Source organism: Mesorhizobium sp. P2_C5_2, from assembly GCF_056404535.1.
The window spans coordinates 178,836-197,740 of the sequence record NZ_JBFUDV010000004.1; the positions used below are offsets into that span (position 1 = coordinate 178,836).

General features: G+C 64.1%; 17 protein-coding genes. 4 read left to right on the forward strand and 13 right to left on the reverse strand.

The window, feature by feature from the left end:
- Nucleotides 1-83: 83 nt before the first annotated feature.
- Nucleotides 84-836, forward strand: a complete 753-nt coding sequence (locus tag AC1D1B_RS15950; protein ID WP_477333476.1) for a heme ABC transporter permease — start codon at nt 84-86, stop codon at nt 834-836.
- A 22-nt stretch (nt 837-858) separates the two neighbouring features.
- On the opposite strand, the gene AC1D1B_RS15955 is transcribed toward AC1D1B_RS15950, so the two are convergent.
- Nucleotides 859-1,917 carry a D-TA family PLP-dependent enzyme gene (locus AC1D1B_RS15955; RefSeq protein WP_477333477.1) on the reverse strand — a complete coding sequence of 353 codons (1,059 nt, stop codon included), beginning with the start codon at nt 1,915-1,917 and terminating at the stop codon, nt 859-861.
- Between the two features lie 143 nt (nt 1,918-2,060).
- Here AC1D1B_RS15955 and AC1D1B_RS15960 point away from each other — a divergent pair, with 143 nt between their 5' ends.
- Complete coding sequence (locus tag AC1D1B_RS15960) at nt 2,061-2,747, forward strand: D-lyxose/D-mannose family sugar isomerase (protein WP_477333478.1); 687 nt, start codon at nt 2,061-2,063, stop codon at nt 2,745-2,747.
- A gap of 248 nt (nt 2,748-2,995) precedes the next feature.
- Here AC1D1B_RS15960 and AC1D1B_RS15965 read toward each other — a convergent pair whose 3' ends face one another.
- The 6 genes from AC1D1B_RS15965 to AC1D1B_RS15990 are packed head-to-tail and all read right to left on the reverse strand — an operon-like array spanning nt 2,996 to nt 8,946.
- Complete coding sequence (locus tag AC1D1B_RS15965; RefSeq protein ID WP_477333479.1) at nt 2,996-3,856, reverse strand: RDD family protein; 861 nt, start codon at nt 3,854-3,856, stop codon at nt 2,996-2,998.
- Nucleotides 3,843-4,862, reverse strand: a complete 1,020-nt coding sequence (locus tag AC1D1B_RS15970; RefSeq protein ID WP_477333480.1) for a stage II sporulation protein M — start codon at nt 4,860-4,862, stop codon at nt 3,843-3,845. Before AC1D1B_RS15970 ends, AC1D1B_RS15965 begins: the two co-directional genes overlap by 14 nt.
- Nucleotides 4,859-6,169 carry a DUF58 domain-containing protein gene (locus AC1D1B_RS15975; protein ID WP_477333481.1) on the reverse strand — a complete coding sequence of 437 codons (1,311 nt, stop codon included), beginning with the start codon at nt 6,167-6,169 and terminating at the stop codon, nt 4,859-4,861. The genes AC1D1B_RS15970 and AC1D1B_RS15975 overlap by 4 nt, the downstream gene beginning before the upstream one ends.
- A complete protein-coding gene (locus tag AC1D1B_RS15980; RefSeq protein ID WP_477333482.1) occupies nt 6,166-7,122 on the reverse strand; it encodes an AAA family ATPase in 957 nt (318 codons plus the stop codon). The genes AC1D1B_RS15975 and AC1D1B_RS15980 overlap by 4 nt, the downstream gene beginning before the upstream one ends.
- Nucleotides 7,109-8,317 (reverse strand): DUF4350 domain-containing protein, encoded by a 1,209-nt coding sequence (locus tag AC1D1B_RS15985; RefSeq protein ID WP_477333483.1) that lies wholly within the window; start codon nt 8,315-8,317, stop codon nt 7,109-7,111. Before AC1D1B_RS15985 ends, AC1D1B_RS15980 begins: the two co-directional genes overlap by 14 nt.
- Complete coding sequence (locus AC1D1B_RS15990; protein ID WP_477333484.1) at nt 8,314-8,946, reverse strand: DUF4129 domain-containing protein; 633 nt, start codon at nt 8,944-8,946, stop codon at nt 8,314-8,316. Before AC1D1B_RS15990 ends, AC1D1B_RS15985 begins: the two co-directional genes overlap by 4 nt.
- Nucleotides 8,947-9,096: 150 nt before the next feature.
- Here AC1D1B_RS15990 and AC1D1B_RS15995 point away from each other — a divergent pair, with 150 nt between their 5' ends.
- Nucleotides 9,097-9,879: a YciC family protein gene (locus AC1D1B_RS15995; RefSeq protein ID WP_477333485.1), complete on the forward strand. Its 783-nt coding sequence runs from the start codon at nt 9,097-9,099 to the stop codon at nt 9,877-9,879.
- A 63-nt stretch (nt 9,880-9,942) separates the two neighbouring features.
- On the forward strand, nt 9,943-10,821 hold the full coding sequence (locus tag AC1D1B_RS16000) for a hypothetical protein (protein ID WP_477333486.1): 879 nt from the start codon (nt 9,943-9,945) through the stop codon (nt 10,819-10,821).
- Nucleotides 10,822-10,858: 37 nt separating this feature from the next.
- Here AC1D1B_RS16000 and AC1D1B_RS16005 read toward each other — a convergent pair whose 3' ends face one another.
- From AC1D1B_RS16005 to AC1D1B_RS16030, 6 genes are all read right to left on the reverse strand, one after another.
- The gene (locus AC1D1B_RS16005; RefSeq protein ID WP_477333487.1) at nt 10,859-12,544 is read right to left on the reverse strand and encodes a hypothetical protein; all 1,686 of its coding nucleotides are present in this window, start codon (nt 12,542-12,544) and stop codon (nt 10,859-10,861) included.
- A 126-nt stretch (nt 12,545-12,670) separates the two neighbouring features.
- On the reverse strand, nt 12,671-14,311 hold the full coding sequence (locus AC1D1B_RS16010) for an ABC transporter substrate-binding protein (RefSeq protein WP_477333488.1): 1,641 nt from the start codon (nt 14,309-14,311) through the stop codon (nt 12,671-12,673).
- A gap of 270 nt (nt 14,312-14,581) precedes the next feature.
- Nucleotides 14,582-15,640 (reverse strand): alpha/beta hydrolase, encoded by a 1,059-nt coding sequence (locus AC1D1B_RS16015; RefSeq protein ID WP_477333489.1) that lies wholly within the window; start codon nt 15,638-15,640, stop codon nt 14,582-14,584.
- 8 nt (nt 15,641-15,648) lie between these two features.
- Entirely contained in the window at nt 15,649-16,326 is a 678-nt protein-coding gene (locus AC1D1B_RS16020; RefSeq protein WP_477333490.1) for an isochorismatase family protein, read from the reverse strand.
- Nucleotides 16,327-17,631 (reverse strand): M24 family metallopeptidase, encoded by a 1,305-nt coding sequence (locus AC1D1B_RS16025; protein WP_477333491.1) that lies wholly within the window; start codon nt 17,629-17,631, stop codon nt 16,327-16,329.
- A gap of 306 nt (nt 17,632-17,937) precedes the next feature.
- A complete protein-coding gene (locus AC1D1B_RS16030; protein ID WP_477333901.1) occupies nt 17,938-18,834 on the reverse strand; it encodes a GlxA family transcriptional regulator in 897 nt (298 codons plus the stop codon).
- Nucleotides 18,835-18,905: the final 71 nt, after the last annotated feature.

The following is an 18,905-nucleotide window of genomic DNA, read 5'->3' on the forward strand; positions in this document are numbered from 1 at the left end:
AGGACGGGTGAAGAGACGGTTCCCCGCCCTGCGACACAGGCGCTCGATTGCCCCAAACACGCGGCCGGTCTATTTAGGTCCGCATGAGCGACACCTCTTCACGCCTCACCGGCTGGACCGACCTCGCCAACCCGACACGCTTTGTCGGGCTGGCCGACAGGCTGGTGCCGTGGCTGGCGTCGATTGCCGCGATCCTGCTCGCCGTCGGCCTCTATATGAGCTTTGCCGCGCCTGAGGATTTCCAGCAGGGCATCACGGTGCGCATTATGTACATCCACGTGCCTTTCGCCTGGCTCGCCATGATGTGCTACACGGTGATGGCGGTCGCCGCACTCGGCACACTGGTCTGGCGCCATCCGTTGGCCGACGTTGCGCTGAAGTCGGCAGCCCCGATCGGCGCCGCTTTCACCGCGCTTGCGCTGATCACCGGCTCCATCTGGGGCAAGCCGATGTGGGGTACCTGGTGGGTGTGGGATGCGCGCCTGACGTCCGTCTTCGTGCTCTTCCTGATGTATCTCGGCATCATCGCGCTGACGCGTGCGCTGGATGACGCCAGCCGCGCGGCCTGGGCTGCCGCCATCATCACGCTGGTCGGCTTTATCAACATCCCGATCATCAAATTCTCGGTCGACTGGTGGAACACGCTGCACCAGCCGGCCTCGGTGTTCCGGCTCGGCGGGCCGACCATCGATCCCAGCCTGCTGTGGCCGCTGCTGGTGATGGCGCTCGGCTTCACCGTGCTGTTCTTCGCCCTGCATTTGACGGCGATGCGCACCGAGATCCGCCGCCGCCGGGTGATCGCCATGCGCAGGGTGGCTGCACGGCAGGCTAACTGACGCGCGCCGCAAGCGCCCAGCTTCAGCCCATCCGCCCCCGCGCCACCACCGGCAGCGTTTCCAGCACCTTGTCGCCGTCGATCAGATACACCTGGTCGAACAGGTTGGTCACCACGCAGCAATGATCCGGCACCACGCGTACGCGCTCGCCGATGCGCAGGCTCGCGCCGTTCGCAAGCGTGACCGTGCCGTGCTCTTCGCTCAGGCCGGTGACGCGGGCGCCGGACATACCCAGCAACTCGCCAAACTCGGGCAATCCCAGCGTGTCGCTGGACAGCGCCTTGCTGCCGCTGTCAAGAATGGCGCGGGCTGGTGTCGGGTGGCTGACCACGGTTGCGAGCACCGTCAGTGCGCAATCGTCGAGCGTGCCGACGCCTTTGGCGACCTGATAGCGGTCGAGATAGATGTAGGTGCCGGGGCGGTATTCCGTGACGACGCTGTCCTCGCCCGAACGCCACATATCCGGCGTACCGCCGCTGGAGACGCGATCACAGGCGAGACCCGACGCCGCGAGCGCCTGCTTGGCGCCAACCAGCCATGTCTCGGCCTCCGCGGCGCGGCCAGCCGCGGGGTAGGTCATCAGCCCGCCGAAGGTGAGCCCCTTGGCCTGATCGATCACCTTCGCCAGCGCTAGCGCTTCGGCAGCGCTCTGCACGCCGCAGCGGCCCATGCCGGTATCGCATTCCACTAGCACGGACAGCGGGTGCCCGGCGTCGGTGAAGGTGGCGGCGAGGCCCTCCAGCGTCTCACGGCTATCGGCCGTCACCGAAAGGGTTATGCGGCCATGCAGCGCCTTGAGGCGCTCCAGCTTGGCGCGGCCTAAAATGTTGTAGGGCAGGAAAATATCGGAGAGCCCGGCATCGGCCATCACCTCGGCTTCGCCGATCTTCTGGCAGGTGATGCCGACCGCTCCCGCCGCCACCTGCTTCTTCGCCCAGTAGGGCAGCTTGTGCGTCTTGATGTGCGGCCTGAGTTTTAGCCCGTGGTGGTCGGCATGCGCCTGCGCTCGTGCGATGTTGGCTTCGGCGCGGGCCGCGTCGATCAGGATCGCCGGTGTATCGAGGTCGTCTATGCCTTGCATGAATGTCACCTTGGGAAATTTGGCTGGACTTATGGCCCCGATCGGCCGCGATGTCATGGGGCCAGCATGCAGTTTGCGTCGACACCGCAGCGCTGTTCGGCTATGCGCTTTGGGCAGGAACGCGACGCCAAGGGATCACGACCATGAAACGCTCCACAGTCAACGACATCATCCGCGATGCCGACGCCTTCATCCACTCGTTCGGCTACATCATGCCGCCTTTCGCCTACTGGTCGCCGGAAGAAATGAAGGCGCGCAAGGCTGACTCCGCGGCCATTTTCAGCTCGCGGCTGGGCTGGGACATCACCGATTACGGCCAGGAGAAATTCGACGAACTCGGCCTGTTCTTGTTCACCGTTCGCAATGGCGTCTATGCCGACATGAAGAAGGGCATGGGCATGCTCTATGCCGAGAAGATCATGATCTCGCGCAAGGACCAGCTGTCGCCGATGCACCGCCACAACATCAAGGCCGAGGACATCATCAACCGCGGCGGTGGCAAGCTGGTGCTGGAATTGTTCATGCACGATCGCGACGGCGGCATCGATCCGAAGGCCGAAGTGTCGGTGCCGGTCGATGGCACCATCCACAGGCTGCCGGCAGGCGGGCTTCTGAAGCTCGACCCGGGCCAGAGCGTGACGCTGCTGCCCGGCGTCTGGCACGCCTTCTGGGCCGAGGGCAAGGATGTGCTGATCGGCGAGGTCTCGACCGTCAATGACGATTTGACCGACAACGTCTTCCGCGAGCCGATCGGCCGCTTCTCCAACATCGACGAAGATGTCGCGCCCGTGCACCTGCTGGTGTCCGACTATGAGAAGTGGGTGGGGTAGGCGGAGGCCACTCCATATCATCGGCTGGTGCTGCCCCTCATTGCCCTGCCGGGCATTTCTCCCCGTATAGTGACGGGGAGAAAGATGCTGTCACCGATGGTTTCGCCAATGTCTTGCGTTGCAGAATAGGCGCGGCGTTGCGGCCAACTCTCTTCTCCCCGTCACTGTACGGGGAGAAGGTGCCGGCAGGCGGATGAGGGGCAGCGCTGGCGTTCCGAGATTGTTACCAAGCGATTAGAGCGCGTTTCCTACCGCTGATACTTGTCCGCCTTGCGGGTTCCGAGCAGAAGCTTGCGCTCGAGCTGTGCGCGGAGTTCGCCATAATAGGCGGTGAGGAAGGCCCTGGAATCGACCGGCTCGATCGTCATGCCGATCTTGCGCCCGATCGTCTCGGCCACGGCTTTCAGCGCGAAATAGTCGTCGCGGCGCAGCACTTCTTCCAGCTTGTGCAGTTCGGCGATGCCATAGGAATCGAGCTGCGCCTGGGTGAAGCGGAAGGCGCGTGCGTTTTGGCGTTGCGACAAATCCTCGACCAATGCCAGTTTCGGCGCTTCGACCACCCAGGTTCCGGCCAGCAGGTCGCCAATGCGCATGCGGTCGCGGTTGAACAGTGGAAACAAGGCAAACAGCAGCGCCCAGACCAGCCCGAAGATCGTCGACAGCGTGTCGGCGAGCCCCATCTCGCTGCGGCCGAGGATGATCGACAGCGGCAGGAATATCTCGATCTCGCGCATCAGGTTGCGGGCAATGACCTGATCGACCGAAAGGCCGGCGCCGCTGCGCGACGCTACCCGGATGCCGAGCATCCGCTTGCCGGGCGTGGCGGCGCGGCGGCCGGCCTCGAAGACGATGAAATAGGCGTTGCGCAGGAAGAAGATCAGGATGATCCAGACGATGAACAGCGGCTGAGCGCCTTCGCCGTTGAGGCCGGCCAGCCCGAACAGCGCGACGATCGAGATCACGATTGCCGTGACGATGATGATGACAAAGTCGAGCAAGAAGGCGGCGGCGCGGGTGCCGGCATCGGCCAGCTTGATCCGGAGATCGACGCCTTCCGGCGTGATCAGCGGCCGTATCGTCGAGACGGCAGCGCGCCTAGCGGTCGCCATGCCGCACCACCCTGAACAAATAGAAATAGCAGAGCCACAAGGTCAGCATGCCACCGCCAATCGCATAGCGCGTGAGGTCGCTGGTGATCATCTGCCTGCCGATGCCTTCGAGCAGGCCGGCACACAAAAGCATGATCGTCACCCCGACCATGGTGGTGGCGGCCACGCGTCCGGCATCGGCTGCGGCCGTCATCCTGGTCAGTTCGCCGGGGAAGGCGATACGCGTGCCGATGCGCATGCCGGCAGCGCCCGCCAGCGCAATCGCGAACATCTCGGTGGTGCCGTGGATGGACAGCCATCCGCCCAGCTCGATGCCAAGCCCCTTGGCGATGTAGATCTGGAACATCGCGCCGAGCAGGCAGCCATTCATCAGGATCAGCAGCACGCTCGGCACCGCGAAGGCAAAGCCGAGGGCGAAGGCCAGGATCGCCACCTGGACATTGTGGGTGAACAGATAGGCGGCGAAGCCCGACAGGAAATTGCTGTCGGCGCCATCATAAAGCACCTGCCGCAACACTTCGACTGAGGCGTCCGGGTTGCGCCCGCCGGCCAGACTCGGCGGGATGATGGCGTCGAACCAGCCCTTGTCTTTCGTCACCAGCCAGTAGCCGGCGCCGAGACCGACAAACGTCAGAACAACCGACAGCAACGTCTCGCGCCACAAATCGCGAATGGCATGCGGCCAGTCGTGCAGGAAGAAATCACCGATGCGCTGCCGCAAGCTGCGGCGTGCGCCATAGAGGTAGAAATAGCCGCGCAGGCAGAGCGCTTCGAGATAGCCGACCAGCGCATTGTCGAGCGACGTCGCCCGCGCCACCGAAAGCGACGACAGCGCCGAGCGGTAGAGTAGGGGGAGCGATAGCAGCTCATCCTCCGACAACGTCCGCGGCGCGCGCTTCTCGACCCGGGCGAGCAGCGCCTCGAACGCCTTCCAGTCGGCCTCGCGCTCCGACCGGAAGCTCGCCAGCGACTGGCGCACAGCGTCCTTGCCGACCAGCGCGTTCACAACAGATCCTCCCGCTTGAGCTCGAGATAGCGCTCGACCAGCGCCGGTCCGAGCCTTTGATGGTCGGCCTCGATGACATGCGCGCCGAGGAGCCGCAGCCGCCCGATGACGACCTGCCTTTCGCGCAGCAGCCCGCCGGCGACGACGGAGCGCCCCACATCCTCTGGTGTATCCGGCGGCATGTCGGCCAGTGTCTCCAGCTCGACATCCTTCATCATCATGAACAGCACCAGATGCCGTTCGGTGAGCCGCCCGACGGTGCGCAGCATCAGTTCGGCGCTGATCGGATCGACGAAATCGGTGAAGATGATCACCAGCGAACGCCGGTCGAGCCGCGCCGCAAGCGTCGTCAGCGCCAGGGTGAAATTGGTCTCCTCGGTGGAATAGTCGATCTCGGCCGCCCGCTTCTGGATCATGGCGAAGCTTGCCGAGCCGCGCACCGCGCCGCTGGAAACGCGCGGCCGCGCATCGAAGCCGAACAGGCTGACCATGTCGCCGCCCTTGAGCGCAATGAACGCCGACAGCAAGGCGGCGGTGACGGCGCGGTCGACCTTCGGCACGCCGTCGACGGGTTCGCACATCAGCCGGCCGCTATCGATGGCCAGCACGATGTTGTTGTTCTCCTCGATGCGGAACTCGCGCGCCAAAAGCCTGCCGTGACGGGCACTGCGCTTCCAGTCGATCATCCGCCGGCCCATGCCGGGCTGGTAGTCCTTGAGCGCCTCGAATTCGCGGCCCTGGCCGGCGCGGCGCTGCGCATGGCCGTCGGGTAGCGACTGGCGCTGCAGAAGCGTGATCGCCTCGTCGCGGGCGCTGCTGACGTCGGGCAGCACCGCGACCTTGCTGTCCATCGGCAGCACGACCTGGTTCCAGACCAGCCCGAACGGCCCGCGCCAGCGCACCCACAGCCGGTCGAACCTGGCAATACCGCGCCGCAGCGCCTGAAATTTGAGGTCGAGCGATGCGCTGCCGGCCTTGGCAGTCAATGCGCCGCCGGTGCCGCCCAGCGGCGCCAGCCGCTCATCATGGCCGAGACGCGCCTGCACGGCGCGCGGCCGCCCGCTGAGCTTGGCAGTGACATTGACGGTGAACTGGCCGCCGACGCTGACCTGCGGCGGGGCATGGATGCTGGCGTCCAGGGAGGCCCGTCCGCGCCCGGCGGCCGCGTCCACAGCCAGGAAGGCAAGCAGCACGCAGATCCACAGGAGGCCGAGATACCACAGCGACGGCAGCGCGAGCGCGATCAGGAAGGCCGGTATTGCACCTGCCGCACCTGCCCAGACTGCCCGGCCGCTCGGATAGATCAACGTGGCGCTTCCGTCTGGTCGACAAGGTCGGTGACGATCTGCTCGACCAGGCGGCCGTCGATCTGTGCCGCCGGCGAAAGGATCACGCGATGGCGCAGCGCCGGCACCGCAAGCGCCTTGACGTCGTCGGGGATGACATAGGCACGCCCGTCGAGGGCTGCGCGGGCACGCGACGCCCTGGCCAGCATGGCGCCCGCGCGCGGGCTGGCGCCAACCTCCAGATCGGGGCTGGCGCGCGTCGCCCGCACCAGCCTTGCGATATAGTCGACGACGTCGTCGACCAGCGTGACCTCGCCGACCGTCGCCAACGCCTTTTCCAGCGTCTTGCGGTCGGCCTGGGCGGTGATGCCGTACTGGTTGATGTCGTGCGAGGCGGTGCCGCCGCCGTGATGGATGATGATAGCCTTTTCCTCTTCAGGGCCGGGATAGCTCACCCGATGCTTGAACAGGAAGCGGTCGAGCTGCGCTTCGGGCAGGGGATAGACGCCCTGGTGTTCGATCGGGTTCTGCGTCGCCACCACCATGAAATTCGGGCCGAGCGAATGGGTGGTGCCGTCGAAGGTGACGGCATGCTCCTGCATCGCCTCCAGAAGGGCGGCCTGCGTCTTGGGTGGTGTGCGGTTGATTTCGTCGGCAAGCAACAGGTCGCAGAAGATCGGGCCGCGCGTCAGCGTGAATTGCCCGGTCTGGAAATTGTAGATGTTGGAGCCGACGATGTCGCCGGGCATCAGGTCGGGCGTGAACTGGATGCGACCATAGGCGACGCCCAGCGCCTGGGCGAAGCAGCGCGCCGTCATGGTTTTGGCCGTGCCCGGCGGTCCCTCGAGCAGAATATGCCCGCCGGCGAACAATGCCGTCAGCATCAGATCGACCGTATCGTGTTGCCCGGTGATGGCCTTGGCCACCTCTTCCCTGATCTGTGTCGCCAGGGCCTTCACATCATCGACGTTCACCGAGCCTCCTTGCCGTCCAGTCGTGCAGCTTTTCGGCTGCCTCATGCATTTGTGTCAGGGTCTTTGCCGCGTCGGCGGCCCGCAGGCGGGTCGTGAAACCGCCGGGTTCGTCCTTATCGCGGGAATCGAGCCAACGGTCGAGCGCTTCGCCCTGCAAACCATGCGGCGCGCCGAGCAGCGCGCCGGCGCGCACACGTGCCAACGCTCCATAGCGGTCGCCCAGTTCCTCCAGCCGGCCGGCGCGACGCAACAGCATCGCCGTGGTGTCGACCAGGGCGCGCTTGCCGAAGGCGATGGCGCGCTGATCGGCCCGCGGCGGTCCGAACCGGCCAAGGCCATGCAGGAAGGCAAGTGCCGCCGCCGCCAGGATGGTCAGCGTCAACGCCAGGAAGGGCGGCTCGACCAGAAGCTTCGCGAGATCGTATTTCCGCCCGACGCCATGCAGCGTCAGGTCGAACATCACCGGATCGTCTCCGGGTTGCAGGAAAGCGATCAGCTTGTGTGCGGCCGCTGCCATGTCAGGGTCCTTTAACCCGGCATTGTTGATCAGGTCAGGATCGGTCAGGATGTAGAACGGCTCGTCTTCGATCTGGGTCAGCACCGCCTTGCCGTCGCCAGCGGCGATGAGCGGATGCTTGTCAGCCACCCATTGCAGCTGGTCGGGAGCGTTGACGACGAGGCCGTAGACGTCGATCTGCTTCGCCGTGGCGTTGCCTTCGCCGAGCGTCGCCTTGGCGATGCGGCCGAGCCAGTCGTTGACCACCACATTGGGCAGGCGCTGGATCTTCATCTCCCAGCCCTCATGCTGGAACAGCGGGAGCGTCGCCCATTTGGGCAGCACGAACAGCGTATCCAGGCCTTTGCGAAGCTTGATGATGTTGGCGAGCGCATCCGGATCGCTGTCGAGCGAAATAGTGACGATCAAGAGGTTCGTATCGATCTCAAGGTCGCTGTCGGATCGCGCCATATCGGGCGCTTCGCCGGTCAGCTTCAGCCATTCAGCCAGGCCGGCATAGCCAATGCCGCTCTTCGACAGCGGCGTCGCGCCGCCGACGCTCGGCTGGCGGAAGTCGGGCGCATACGTGGACAACAGGAAGAAACCCGCCGCCGCGAGCAGGCTGGCAAAAATGCCCCAGAACAGTGTCCTTCGGCTGAACGGTTCCTGCTGGGCGATGTCGGCGGTCGAAGCACTCACACCCAGGCATCCCTGAAGACGAATCGCTCATAGGCGCCGCGCGCCTCCTGCCAGCCTTCCGGCCCGACTGGCCGGCGCGCGAACAGCGCCGCCTCGACGATGCGCGCGATCTGGGTGAAGGCGCTACGCGCCCGTGTCGGGATCGAAGCAGCATTGGCGATGTCGCGCGCCGTCAGCGACGGGCGCAGGAAGTCGGGCAGGCGCCCGGCAATGTCGGCGACGCTGCGGCGAAGCAGGAGATGCACTGCCTCGTCATACTCGCCGCGGGCAGCCAGCGCATCGGCTTCCGACAACAGGATCTGCGCGGCGCCGACGTCGGGGCGCCATGTCGCCTCCGCCTCGGCCACGCTCTTCTTGCGCCGCCAGGGCAGGCGCCAGGCGACGCCTTTCACTTCGAGGAAAATCAGCAACAGGATGATCGCAGCGCCTGTGATCACAGCGCCCCAGAACAGGTAGATCATGTAGGGGCCAAGCCATTTCAGGAACTCGCCCAGCGGTTTCAGCCACTCGGGCGTCTCCGGTGGCCTGAAGGCCGGCAGGTCGAACTGGATCGAATCGTCCGACAGCAACTGCTTGTGCAGTTTGGCCAGCCATTCGGCTTGCGCAGCGTCCGGCTGTGCAGCAATCACCTTTTCGCCCCCATGCAACCCGCGGTTCGCGGGCCGACACTGACAATGCAGCGCAACATTTGCAAGTGGGCTAGACGCCGCTCGCCAATCTTGGCAAATTTACTACTGCGGTCGCCGGACAATATTCGGCGATGAAACAGGGGGCGCATCATGACTTCGGCAACATTTGCACGGCCTGAGAAATTTCAGATTGGCAGGGTATTCAACAACATCTTCTCGGTCATCGGCCGCAATGTCGTCCTTTGCGTCGGACTTGCATTTCTGTTTTCAGGTTTGCCGACGATCCTGCTCCAGCTGTGGACCGAATCGCGCATGCAAGCGATCCTGGCGATCGATCCTGGCGCCGCCGCCGACCCCGCCTTCGCGTTTCGCAACTCCTGGGTCTCGTTTGTCGCCATTTTCATAAGCTCCATTTTTGCGCTGCTGCTTCAGTCGGCGCTTGTGCGGGCCACGATCGAGGATTTGAACGGCAAGCGCCCGACCTTTGGCGACTGCCTGCAGATTGCCATTCGCTTTTTGCTGCCGACCCTGGCGGTAGGTTTCCTCGTTGCCCTGGGGGCGGGCCTGGCTATGATCGCTCTGATCGTGCCCGGCATCATCCTGTGGCTCGGCTGGTCGGTTGCGGTGCCGGTTCTGATCCAGGAGCGGCTCGGCGTGTTTGGTTCGATGTCACGCAGCCGCGCCCTGACCAAGGGCAGCCGCTGGTCGCTGTTCGGCCTGTTCCTGATCCTGATCATCATCGCGATGGTCATCCAGGGGGTGGCTGGCGTGTTTGTCTACCTGTTTCAAGGCATCGTCGCGGCCATCGTCGCTGGGCTGGTGCAAAGCGTGATGTCGATGCTGCTGTCGGTCGCCGCCGCCGTCAGCTATGTCGAACTGCGCCAGGTCAGGGAAGGCACCAGCGTCGACGAACTGGCCGAGATATTCTCGTAAGCCGAGAGGTTTTGCACTGCCTTGACCCAATTGGGGTCAAGGCGTGTCAGGGCAGGAGGCATCGTGACGTCACGGGCGCAGGAACGACCGGAAAAATTCCGTATAGGCAGGGTTTTCAGCAACAGCTTCGCGGTCATCGGCCGCAATCTGGGTTTCCTTGCTGTGATTGTCGGACTTTTCTCGACACTGCCCGCACTGCTGTACAACCTCTGGAACCTGTCCCGGGTCGCTACAATGGTGAACGCGGACAGCGCCGGGAGCGCCGCCGCTTTCGAAACGTCAGCCATAGAAGACTACTCGGGCCTATCGATAGTCGCTTCTTTGATCATTTTTGCGCTGGCCTTGCTGGTGCAAGCGGCGCTCGTCAGGGCGGCGGTCGAGGATTTGAACGGCAAACGGCCGGTCATCGGCGATTGCATCCAGATAGCATTGCGCAGCTTCTTCCCCACGCTGGGCATAGGCATTCTGGTCATTGTCGCCTTGGTGGTGGCTGTTTTTGTGATGGTTTTCATCTCCTGGCTCGTTCCCCCTGTCGGGTGGCTGATCGGGCTTGCCCTGGCGTTGATCCCCGCTTTTATGTGGCTGATTTCCGTATCGGTTTCCGTGCCCATTGCGGTTCAGGAGAGGCTTGGCGTGTTCGGCTCGATATCGCGCAGCCGAGCCCTGACCAAGGGCAGCCGCTGGTCGATATTCTGGCTGCTGCTGATCATTGGCGTTGCAGCGATGCTTATCCAGGCGGTGTTCTCGTTGTTTTTCGGGCTGGCAATCGCCAGCACCGGCGGCATCACAGGTGTCGGGATCATTGTCGGAGCGATCGGCAGCAGTCTGGTGTCGACGATCTTTTCAACGATGCTGTCGGTGACGGTTGCCGTCACCTATGTCGAACTGCGCCAGGTCAAGGAAGGCACCAGCGTCGACGAACTGGCGGAGATATTCTCGTGAAGGCGACGCCGCTCCGGCCGGCTGGGCCAGCCACATCTCAATGACAGCAGCTTGGCCCTGCTTGCACACTCGTCCGGCACAGGCACGATGAGGTGATCGCCACGTCCGCCTTCGCAAGTGCTGCGGCAAGCTTCGCCTGCAGCCCCGGCAGTTCCATGTTCTCGCCGCGTCGCTTCAGGCATTCGACCAACCCGTGCAGCGCCCAGACATTGTCGGGATGTTGGGCGCAGCGCTGCACCTTGCCGCTCAGGCCGAGATCGTCGCGATAGACCTGCTCGGCCTCCTCAGTGTGGCCCTGGTCGAGCAGCAGAGCCGCCAGCGCGTGGCGCGGCGGATGCATCCATGCCCATGGCTCGGTGTAGGACAGATTGTCGTCGAGTTCGACCGCTTGGCGCAGATGGGCGTAGGCCTCGTCATGCCGGCCCTGGTGGTAGGCCAGCTCGCCATCGAGCAGTGCGGCACCGACGGCCAGCGAGGCCCGCGTCGGGTTGCTGAGGAAGCGTCGCTCGGGCGCGATGTTCTCGACATGCCTGCGGAAATTTTCGCGCTCACGCTCGGCCGCCGCAAACTGTTTGAGCGTGGCATGCGCGACACCCTTGGCGTAGTGCTGCATGGCTGATGTCAGCACATAGAGTTCCGGCTCCGCCACCATCGGCTCGTCGATGATCTCCTGCCAGCGGCCGAAGCGCACCTGCACATGCGCTCGCATGGCGTGGTAGCCTTCCACTGTTTGCGTGAGCTTTGGGCGGTCCTGGATGGCGACCACGTCGCGCGCGACCAGGCTGCGCACCTTGTCGGCCGCCCACAGTGCCGGCTGGTACTGGCCAAGGAACATGCAGGTGAACATCATCAGATGCAGATCGTGGCAGCAGCCGAGCAGATAGTAAGTCGGCTCGGCGGCATAGGCGAGATAGAGGTCGTTGGCGCGCACCGCCTTTTCGCTGGCGAGCTTTGCCTTCTCATACTCGCCGCACAGCACATGGATATGCCCAGGCATGTGGTTCATGTGGCCGGCGTCGGGACACATGGTGCCGAGCCGGTCGGCCGAGCGTATGCCGCGCTCCGGCTGCGTCGACATTTCCAAGAGATGGATGTGCAGGTGCAGGGCTGCCGGATGCGGCGCGGTACCGGCTTCGTCCGACAGCCGGATCGAGCGCTCGCAGATTTCAAGCGCTTCGAGCACGTCTGAATTGGGTGCCGGCTTGCCGGTTTTCAGGTCCCACAGCCGCCGCACGGTGCGCATCATCAGCGCCTCGACGGTGAGCGCCATCACATCATGGTCGTCGGGAAACTCGCTATAAACCTGCCGCATCGCGGCGGCATAGGCATTATCCCACTGTTCGAATTCCGCAGGCGTCACGCCCTGCGGCTGCTGGAAGCGGGCGGCCAGCGCCTCGATCAGCCGCTGCTCGACCGGGCTGGCCTTTACGGCATGAGCCCGCGCCAGCTGGACATGCTCGAAGCATCGCTTGGCTGCACGATCCGCCTCGTCCTTGCCATGCTCCTTCCAGGTGAGATTATAAAAAGGTCCGGCGGCATAGGCGATGCTCCAATGCACGAAGGCGCAGTCAGGATCGGTATCGAGCGCCTTCTCGAAGCATTTTATGCCTTCCTCATGGTTGAAGCCGTAGCACCAGTTCAGCCCGATATCGAACCAGCGCTGCGTCTCGGCCGAGGCGGTGGAGATGGGGCGGCGGTAGGTGCCGAGGTCGAAATGGTCCATGCCTGATTCGCTCTGAGCCGAAAGTCGGTCAGGCGCAATCTGTGCCGAAATTCATATGCATGGCAAATGGCATTCGGCCGGCGCGGTTCATTCGAAACCTCGCCGGCCGAACAATCCTGGAAGCGATCAGCTCTCCAGCCACACCTTCTCAAAGTGCTGCTCCAGCGACTGATGCTGTTCGCAGCCTTGCACGCCCTTGCGATAGGTGCGGTAGACCGAGCGCCAGTAGGGCTGGATGATGATGCCGGCATCGCGGAGATTCTGTTCGATCTTGGCCATGATCTCCTTGCGCTGGGCGGCGTCCGGCGTCGCCAGCGCCTTGTCGAGAAGCGCGTCGAATTCCTTGTCGGCATAGGCGCTTTCGTTCCAGGCCGCACCGGATTTATAGGCGAGCGCCAGCACCTGGACGCCGAGCGGGCGGCCCAGCCACTCGGTGGTGGAGAAGGGGTATTTGCTCCAGTCGTTCCAGAAGGTCGCCGCCGGCAGCACGGTGCGCTTGATCTTGAGGCCGGCCTCGCGCATTTGCGCGGCGATCGCGTCGCCGGTGCTCTTTTGCCATTCGACATCGACGGAGATGAGGTCGAATTCGTGCTCGGTCTTGCCGGCCTCGGCGAGCAATTTCTTGGCCTGGTCCACGTCGCGCTTGGCCGGGCCGATATCCGCGAATTCCGGATGCATCGGGCCGACGTGATGGTTGTCGGCGGGCTTGCCGCGGCCGCCGAGGCCAAGCGCCAGCACGGCGGAATTGTCGACCGCAAGTTGGCCGGCGCGGCGCACCTTGACGTCGTCATAGGGCGCATTGCCGACATTGAAACGGGCGACAATGGTCGAACCGGTGGCGATCTCGGAATTTTGCAGGCCCATCTGCTCGGTCTGCGACACGGCGTCGGACGCGGTTTCGTGGTCGGTGTCGATCTCGCCGGATTCGAAGGCCGACAGCATGGCGTTGGGGTCGGAGCCGTAATCGACCCATTTGATGCCGTCGAGGTAGAAGTCGCCCTTCCACCATGGCTTGTCCTTACGCTTTACCTCCGCGCTGGTCTCGGCGTTCCAGCTGACCAGTTCGCAGGGGCCAGTGGTGATCGCCAGCGCCTTCATCGGGTCGTCGCCACCCTCATAGGAGCGGTGCATGATCAGCGCCGGATAGTCGGCCATGCCCGCGATCAGCGAAATGTCGGGCTTCGGCAGATTGAGTTTCACGGTGAAGTCGTCGACCTTCTCGATGCCGCCATCGACCGGCTTCTTGGTGTCGGCATTGACCAGCGCGCCCATGCGCGCGGCGACCGAATTACCGGCAACTGACGCATCGCACCAGCGGTTGAGATTGTGGATGACATCGTCTGCGTTGAAGACATCGCCGTTCGACCAGGCGATGCCCTTGCGCACATGCAGCGTGATTGCTTTGGCGTCGTCGCTGGTCTCCCAGCTTTCGAGCAGCCACGGCTCGAAGGTGAAGTCGCGGTTCCAGCGCACCAGATATTCGTTGCAGTGGCGCGCGACATTGGACATCTCGACGCCGTCGAACGTGCGCGGATCCTTGAACCCTTTGACGTTCATGGCGACGCGCAAGGTGCCGCCGCGCTTCGGCTCCTCGGCCCGGGCAGGCGACGTGCTGAGGCCACCCAGAGCCAGCGCGCCGGCCGCGCTGACGCCGAAGCCGGCCATGATGGCGAGATATTCGCGCCGGTTGACGCCGCCTGTCCTGAAATCGTCGGCAACAGGCTTCGCCTGCGGGTGAAAATTGCGGTCGGTCAGCATGAATTTCATCGTCGTTCCCTCTTTAGTTGGGCGCCCCGACGAATCGCCTCTGCTGGGGGCGGATGCGACCGCCGGAGCGCCATTGCCTGAGCAGGTGATGATAGGGCGGGCCGATACCAGGAAATGTTCGCTTTTCCGCAGTTCTTGTGCGCTGCTCCGCAGTGGAGTGCAGCCGATCTCCCCCCTTGAGGGGGAGATGGCCGGCAGGACAGAGGGGGGCGCTGTCCCGCCAGCCCCTCTGTTGACTGACGTGTCTTCGCAGACAATCGTTGCGTAAATTTAGGATGTTGAAGGGCCGCGATCCTTCGCGCCCGCCTCTGGCCTGCCGGCCATCTCCCCCACGAGGGGGGAGATCAGCGCTTCGTCGTTTTTGCCGAGCACGGCGACGGCGGCGATGGCCGCAAGGGTGCATACGAACGCCTCACCGGCGCGCGCCACGCTTTTGCGGGCGCGCAGAAAACTGTGCACCAGCCGCGGCTCCTCGTACCACCAGGCGCGGCCGCCGGCGGCAACGATGCGGTCGCGATAGGTCTCGCCGTCCGATGACAGCGGGTCGCACTCGGCGGTAATGATGATTGTCGGCGGCAAGCCGGAGAAATCGTTGTCGCTCAGCGGCGAAAAAGTCGGGTCGTCGCGCGACTGCGCCAGACCGGAGCGGATAGTGCGGTAAAATTCGATATCGCGCAGCGCCAGCAGCGGCGCGTCGGCATGTTCGACATAGGAGCCGGCACTCTCGTCGCCGCCGAGGCCGGGATAGATCAGCACCTGGCCGACCGCGTGGCGCGGGTGGCGGCGCGACGCATGTGCGACGGCGGCCGCAAGGTTGCCGCCGGCACTTTCGCCGACGAGCACGATCGGCAGATCCGTTGTCACCGCCGCCCATTCGAACACGGTCAGCGCGTCGTCGAAGGCGGCCGGGTGCGGATGTTCCGGCGCCAGCCGGTAGTCGGCCGAGACAACGTCGAAGCCGGTGCCGGCGCAGATTTCGGCGCAAATGTCGTCATGGCTGTCGAGCCCGCCAAGCACAAAGCCGCCGCCATGATAGTAGACAATGATGGCGCGCACGGGCTTGCCCGCCACCCGGTAGTAGCGGATCGGGATGATGTGTCCTTCATCGGCGGCAATGATGCCGTCGCTGGCTGAAACGCCCTTGGGATAACCCTGATGGAAGGCGCGGCACATCGCGTCATAGACCGACCTTTGCTCGGCGATCGGCAATTCAGCGATTTCGGGCGGGAACCAGTCGTTGACCAGGTCGACATAATCCCACAGCGCCGGGTCCAGCCTCGTGGCGTATTTTCCCCGTCTGGCTGTCTTGAGCTTGTGGACCGTGCCCATCTTTCCGCTCAGAGCTCGTCGTAGAGCCGGCCGGCGTTTTCAAAGGTGAAGCGCAGCGGCACCGAGCCCTCGACCTGCCATGCATCGACGGTGTCGCCCGCCATCAGCCGGCAGGCGTCGATGGTGTTGGTGACGGCGCCGCCATAGAGCCGGTTGGCGAGGTTGAGGATGGCGGTCTGGTGCATGGCGGCACTGCCGCTGCCGCAGGCATCCTTGACCAGCAGCACGCGAAAGCCGGATGCCACCGCGTCCTTCACCGTGGCGTCGACGCAGGCCTCGGTCCACACGCCGGCGACGATCAGCCACTCGATCCCACCGGATTTGAGGTCGCGCGCAGCCGGCCCCGAACGGAACGCGCTGGCTTCTGCCTTGATCAGCAACGCTTCGCCATTGGCCGGCGCCACTTCATGGCAAATCTCGGTCAGCGGATCGCTCTTGTCGGAAAAGGCCGACTTGCCGTTGGCGTCGAGCGGATGGAACGGCCGCGCCTTGGCGGTATCGACGATGTAGGCCCAGTGGTAGAGCGGCACGAAATTGCGCCGCGCCGCCGCCTGCAGACGCTGGACGTTTGCCAGCACCTCGCCATAGCCTTCGACCAGATAGCGCTTGTCCTGCCGATGCTCTTCCTGGAGGTCGATGAACGCAGCCGCCACCGTGCCGCGTTTGATCGAGATCGGTGCCCTCATCTAGGCAGCCCCTGCAAGAAACTCATCCTCATAGGGAAAGCGCGACAACAATTCTGTGCCGGTGTCGGTGATCAGGATCTCGTCCTCCAGCTTGACGCCCTCGCGGCCGCCTTTCTCGCCGATATAGCTTTCCACGCTGACCACCATGCCGGGCACGATGACGCCGTCGCGGCCATAGGTCTCGTAGTCCATGGCATGGGCAATGAACGGCGTCTCGCCATGCATGCCGACGCCGTGCATGACCGAGGTATAACGCTGGTCGATGAAACGGTCCGGGATTTTCCAAGCCTTCTCGGCGATCTCGCGAAACGCCATGCCCGGCTTGACGATCCCGATGTTGTGCTGAACCTGGTCGTGCGCCATCCGGTAGAGCGATTTCTGATAGTCGGTCGGCTTGCCCGGACCGCAGCGGAAGGTGCGCGAAAAATCGGAATAATAGCCGTAGCAGCCGATCGTGTCGGTATCGAGCGCCAGCAATTCGCCCGGCCGGATCTTGCGGCCGCTGGCCTCGTTGAACCAGGGATTGGTGCGCTGCCCCGAGGTGAGCAAACGGGTCTCGATGAACTCGCCGCCCTGGCGGATCACCTCGCCATACATGATGGCGAACAGATCGTTTTCGGAAACGCCGGGCTTGATCGCCTCGCGCACGGCATAGACGGCGGCCTCGGCGCCGGCCATCGACACCTGCAGGCATTTGACTTCCTCAGGCGTCTTCACCGCGCGCACTGCCAGGATTTCGCCCTGGCAATCCCTGACGTCGCAGCCGCGCTTTTCCAATGCCAGCGCCTGCAGATGGCTGCAACGGTCGAGCCCGAGCTTCATCGAACCGCCGCCATGCTTCGTCAAAAGCTCGGCGATCTCGTCGGCGAACGGGCCGGCGGTCTCGTCGTCGCGCCCCGACACCGAAGACCAGACGAGCTTTGAAGGCCGCGCCTCGTCGATCGTGTCGAGCACCATCGAGACATGGTAGCTCTGCGGGTATTCGAACAAAACGATCGGCCCGTCGGTCGGGATGAAGAAATAGCGTGTCGAGTTGCGCAGGAAATAGCCGAACATGTTGCGCGAGCCGGTGGCGTAGCGCTGGTTGTAGGGGTCGAACAAAACGACGCCGCCATAGCCCGCCTCGCGCATCCAGCCGCGCAGTTTGGCAAGCCGGCCTTTTCGCAGCGCGTCGGCATCGATGAAGGACGGCTCGGTGTCCGACAGCCACATGCCGCCGGCCGAGTCAGCCGCAGCCGGATGGCGCATGCGATCCTTGAAGTCCACATCTTCGGTGCTGTCGGGGTCGAATACGACGATGCTCATGGGTGCGCCTCCTGAAGGCCTGAACATAGTTCGGTGCTAGGCAAAGTCTGTGCGGGATTCCGCAGATGTCGTGCGCAATGCCGCAGGCTGCTTCAATTGAAAGCCGCAGGGCAGCGTTCCTTCGCGCCCCCCTCTGTCCTGCCGGACATCTCCCCCACAAGGAGGGAGATTAGCAGCTTCTATGCCTCGCCCACCCCTGCAACGTCTGTGATTGGCGAAAGCCGAGGCGACATCTGATCTCCCCCCAAGTGGGGGAGATGTCCGGCAGGACAGAGGGGGGCGCTGTCCCGCCAGCATCTCGCAAAATTAATGCCGCCGCATCGCCTTCGGCGCATGCCCATGCTCCTCGCGGAAAGCCCGGGCAAAACTCGACATCGAGGCAAAGCCGCAGGCCAGCGCCACGTCGCGCACCATCAGCGTCGAATGCGCCAGAAGATCGGCGGCGCGCCGCAGCCTGAGCCGCCGGTAGTAGCCGTTGGGCGAAATGCTGAGTTCGGTGCGGAAATTCCGCTCCAGCTTGTCGGAGGAGACGCCGAGCCTTGCCGCCAGTTCCGTCATGCCGAGCCGCTCCTCGACCGCATCCTCCATGATGGCGATGGCCGACAGCACCAGCTCGTTCTGGACGCCGGTGCGCAGGCGCAGTGGCATCAGTTTGCGGTCGACGCTCGAGCGCAAAGGGCTGTGCACGAACCATTCGGCGACGCCCGCCGCGAGCTCGCCGCCATAGTCGTTGGTGATGATCTCCAGCATCATGTCGAGGCTGCCGACGCCGCCAGCCGAAGTAAAGCGCTTGCGGTCGATGACATAGAGGTCGCGCCGAAGCTCGATGTCCGGAAAAGCTTCGGTGAAGGCGGCCTGGCTGGTCCAGTGCAAGGTGCAGGCATGGCCGTCGAGCAGGCCGGCTCTGGCGAGGAAGAAGGCGGCGTCGGCCACCGCGCCGATATGGGCACCACCCCGCAGGCCCTTGCGCATCCAGGCAACCGCGTCGTCGGCGACAAGCAAGTCCGCATTGCCGCCGGAGCAGACGACGATGCGGTCGACCTTGGGCGCGCCAGAAGCTGAGAATCCCGGTTGTATGACAACCCCATTGGACGCCTCGACCGTACCCTCATCGGCACCGACGATCACCCAGCGATAACAATCCCGTTTGGCCAGCACATTGGCGGCGCGCAGCGGCTCGATCACCGAACTGAACGCCATCATCGGAAAGCCGGGAAACACCAGCACGGCGAAGGTGAGGGGGCCTTGATCCGCTGCCGGTTGCACGCGGTCAT

Bases quoted from the DNA above. Each gene is read 5' to 3' on its own strand.
- AC1D1B_RS15950 (WP_477333476.1), top strand. From the start codon at position 84: ATGAGCGACACCTCTTCACGCCTCACCGGCTGGACCGACCTCGCCAAC.
- AC1D1B_RS15955 (WP_477333477.1), bottom strand. From the start codon at position 1,917: ATGCAAGGCATAGACGACCTCGATACACCGGCGATCCTGATCGACGCG.
- AC1D1B_RS15960 (WP_477333478.1), top strand. From the start codon at position 2,061: ATGAAACGCTCCACAGTCAACGACATCATCCGCGATGCCGACGCCTTC.
- AC1D1B_RS15965 (WP_477333479.1), bottom strand. From the start codon at position 3,856: ATGGCGACCGCTAGGCGCGCTGCCGTCTCGACGATACGGCCGCTGATC.
- AC1D1B_RS15995 (WP_477333485.1), top strand. From the start codon at position 9,097: ATGACTTCGGCAACATTTGCACGGCCTGAGAAATTTCAGATTGGCAGG.
- AC1D1B_RS16005 (WP_477333487.1), bottom strand. From the start codon at position 12,544: ATGGACCATTTCGACCTCGGCACCTACCGCCGCCCCATCTCCACCGCC.
- AC1D1B_RS16010 (WP_477333488.1), bottom strand. From the start codon at position 14,311: ATGAAATTCATGCTGACCGACCGCAATTTTCACCCGCAGGCGAAGCCT.
- AC1D1B_RS16015 (WP_477333489.1), bottom strand. From the start codon at position 15,640: ATGGGCACGGTCCACAAGCTCAAGACAGCCAGACGGGGAAAATACGCC.
- AC1D1B_RS16020 (WP_477333490.1), bottom strand. From the start codon at position 16,326: ATGAGGGCACCGATCTCGATCAAACGCGGCACGGTGGCGGCTGCGTTC.
- AC1D1B_RS16025 (WP_477333491.1), bottom strand. From the start codon at position 17,631: ATGAGCATCGTCGTATTCGACCCCGACAGCACCGAAGATGTGGACTTC.
- AC1D1B_RS16030 (WP_477333901.1), bottom strand. From the start codon at position 18,834: ATGATGGCGTTCAGTTCGGTGATCGAGCCGCTGCGCGCCGCCAATGTG.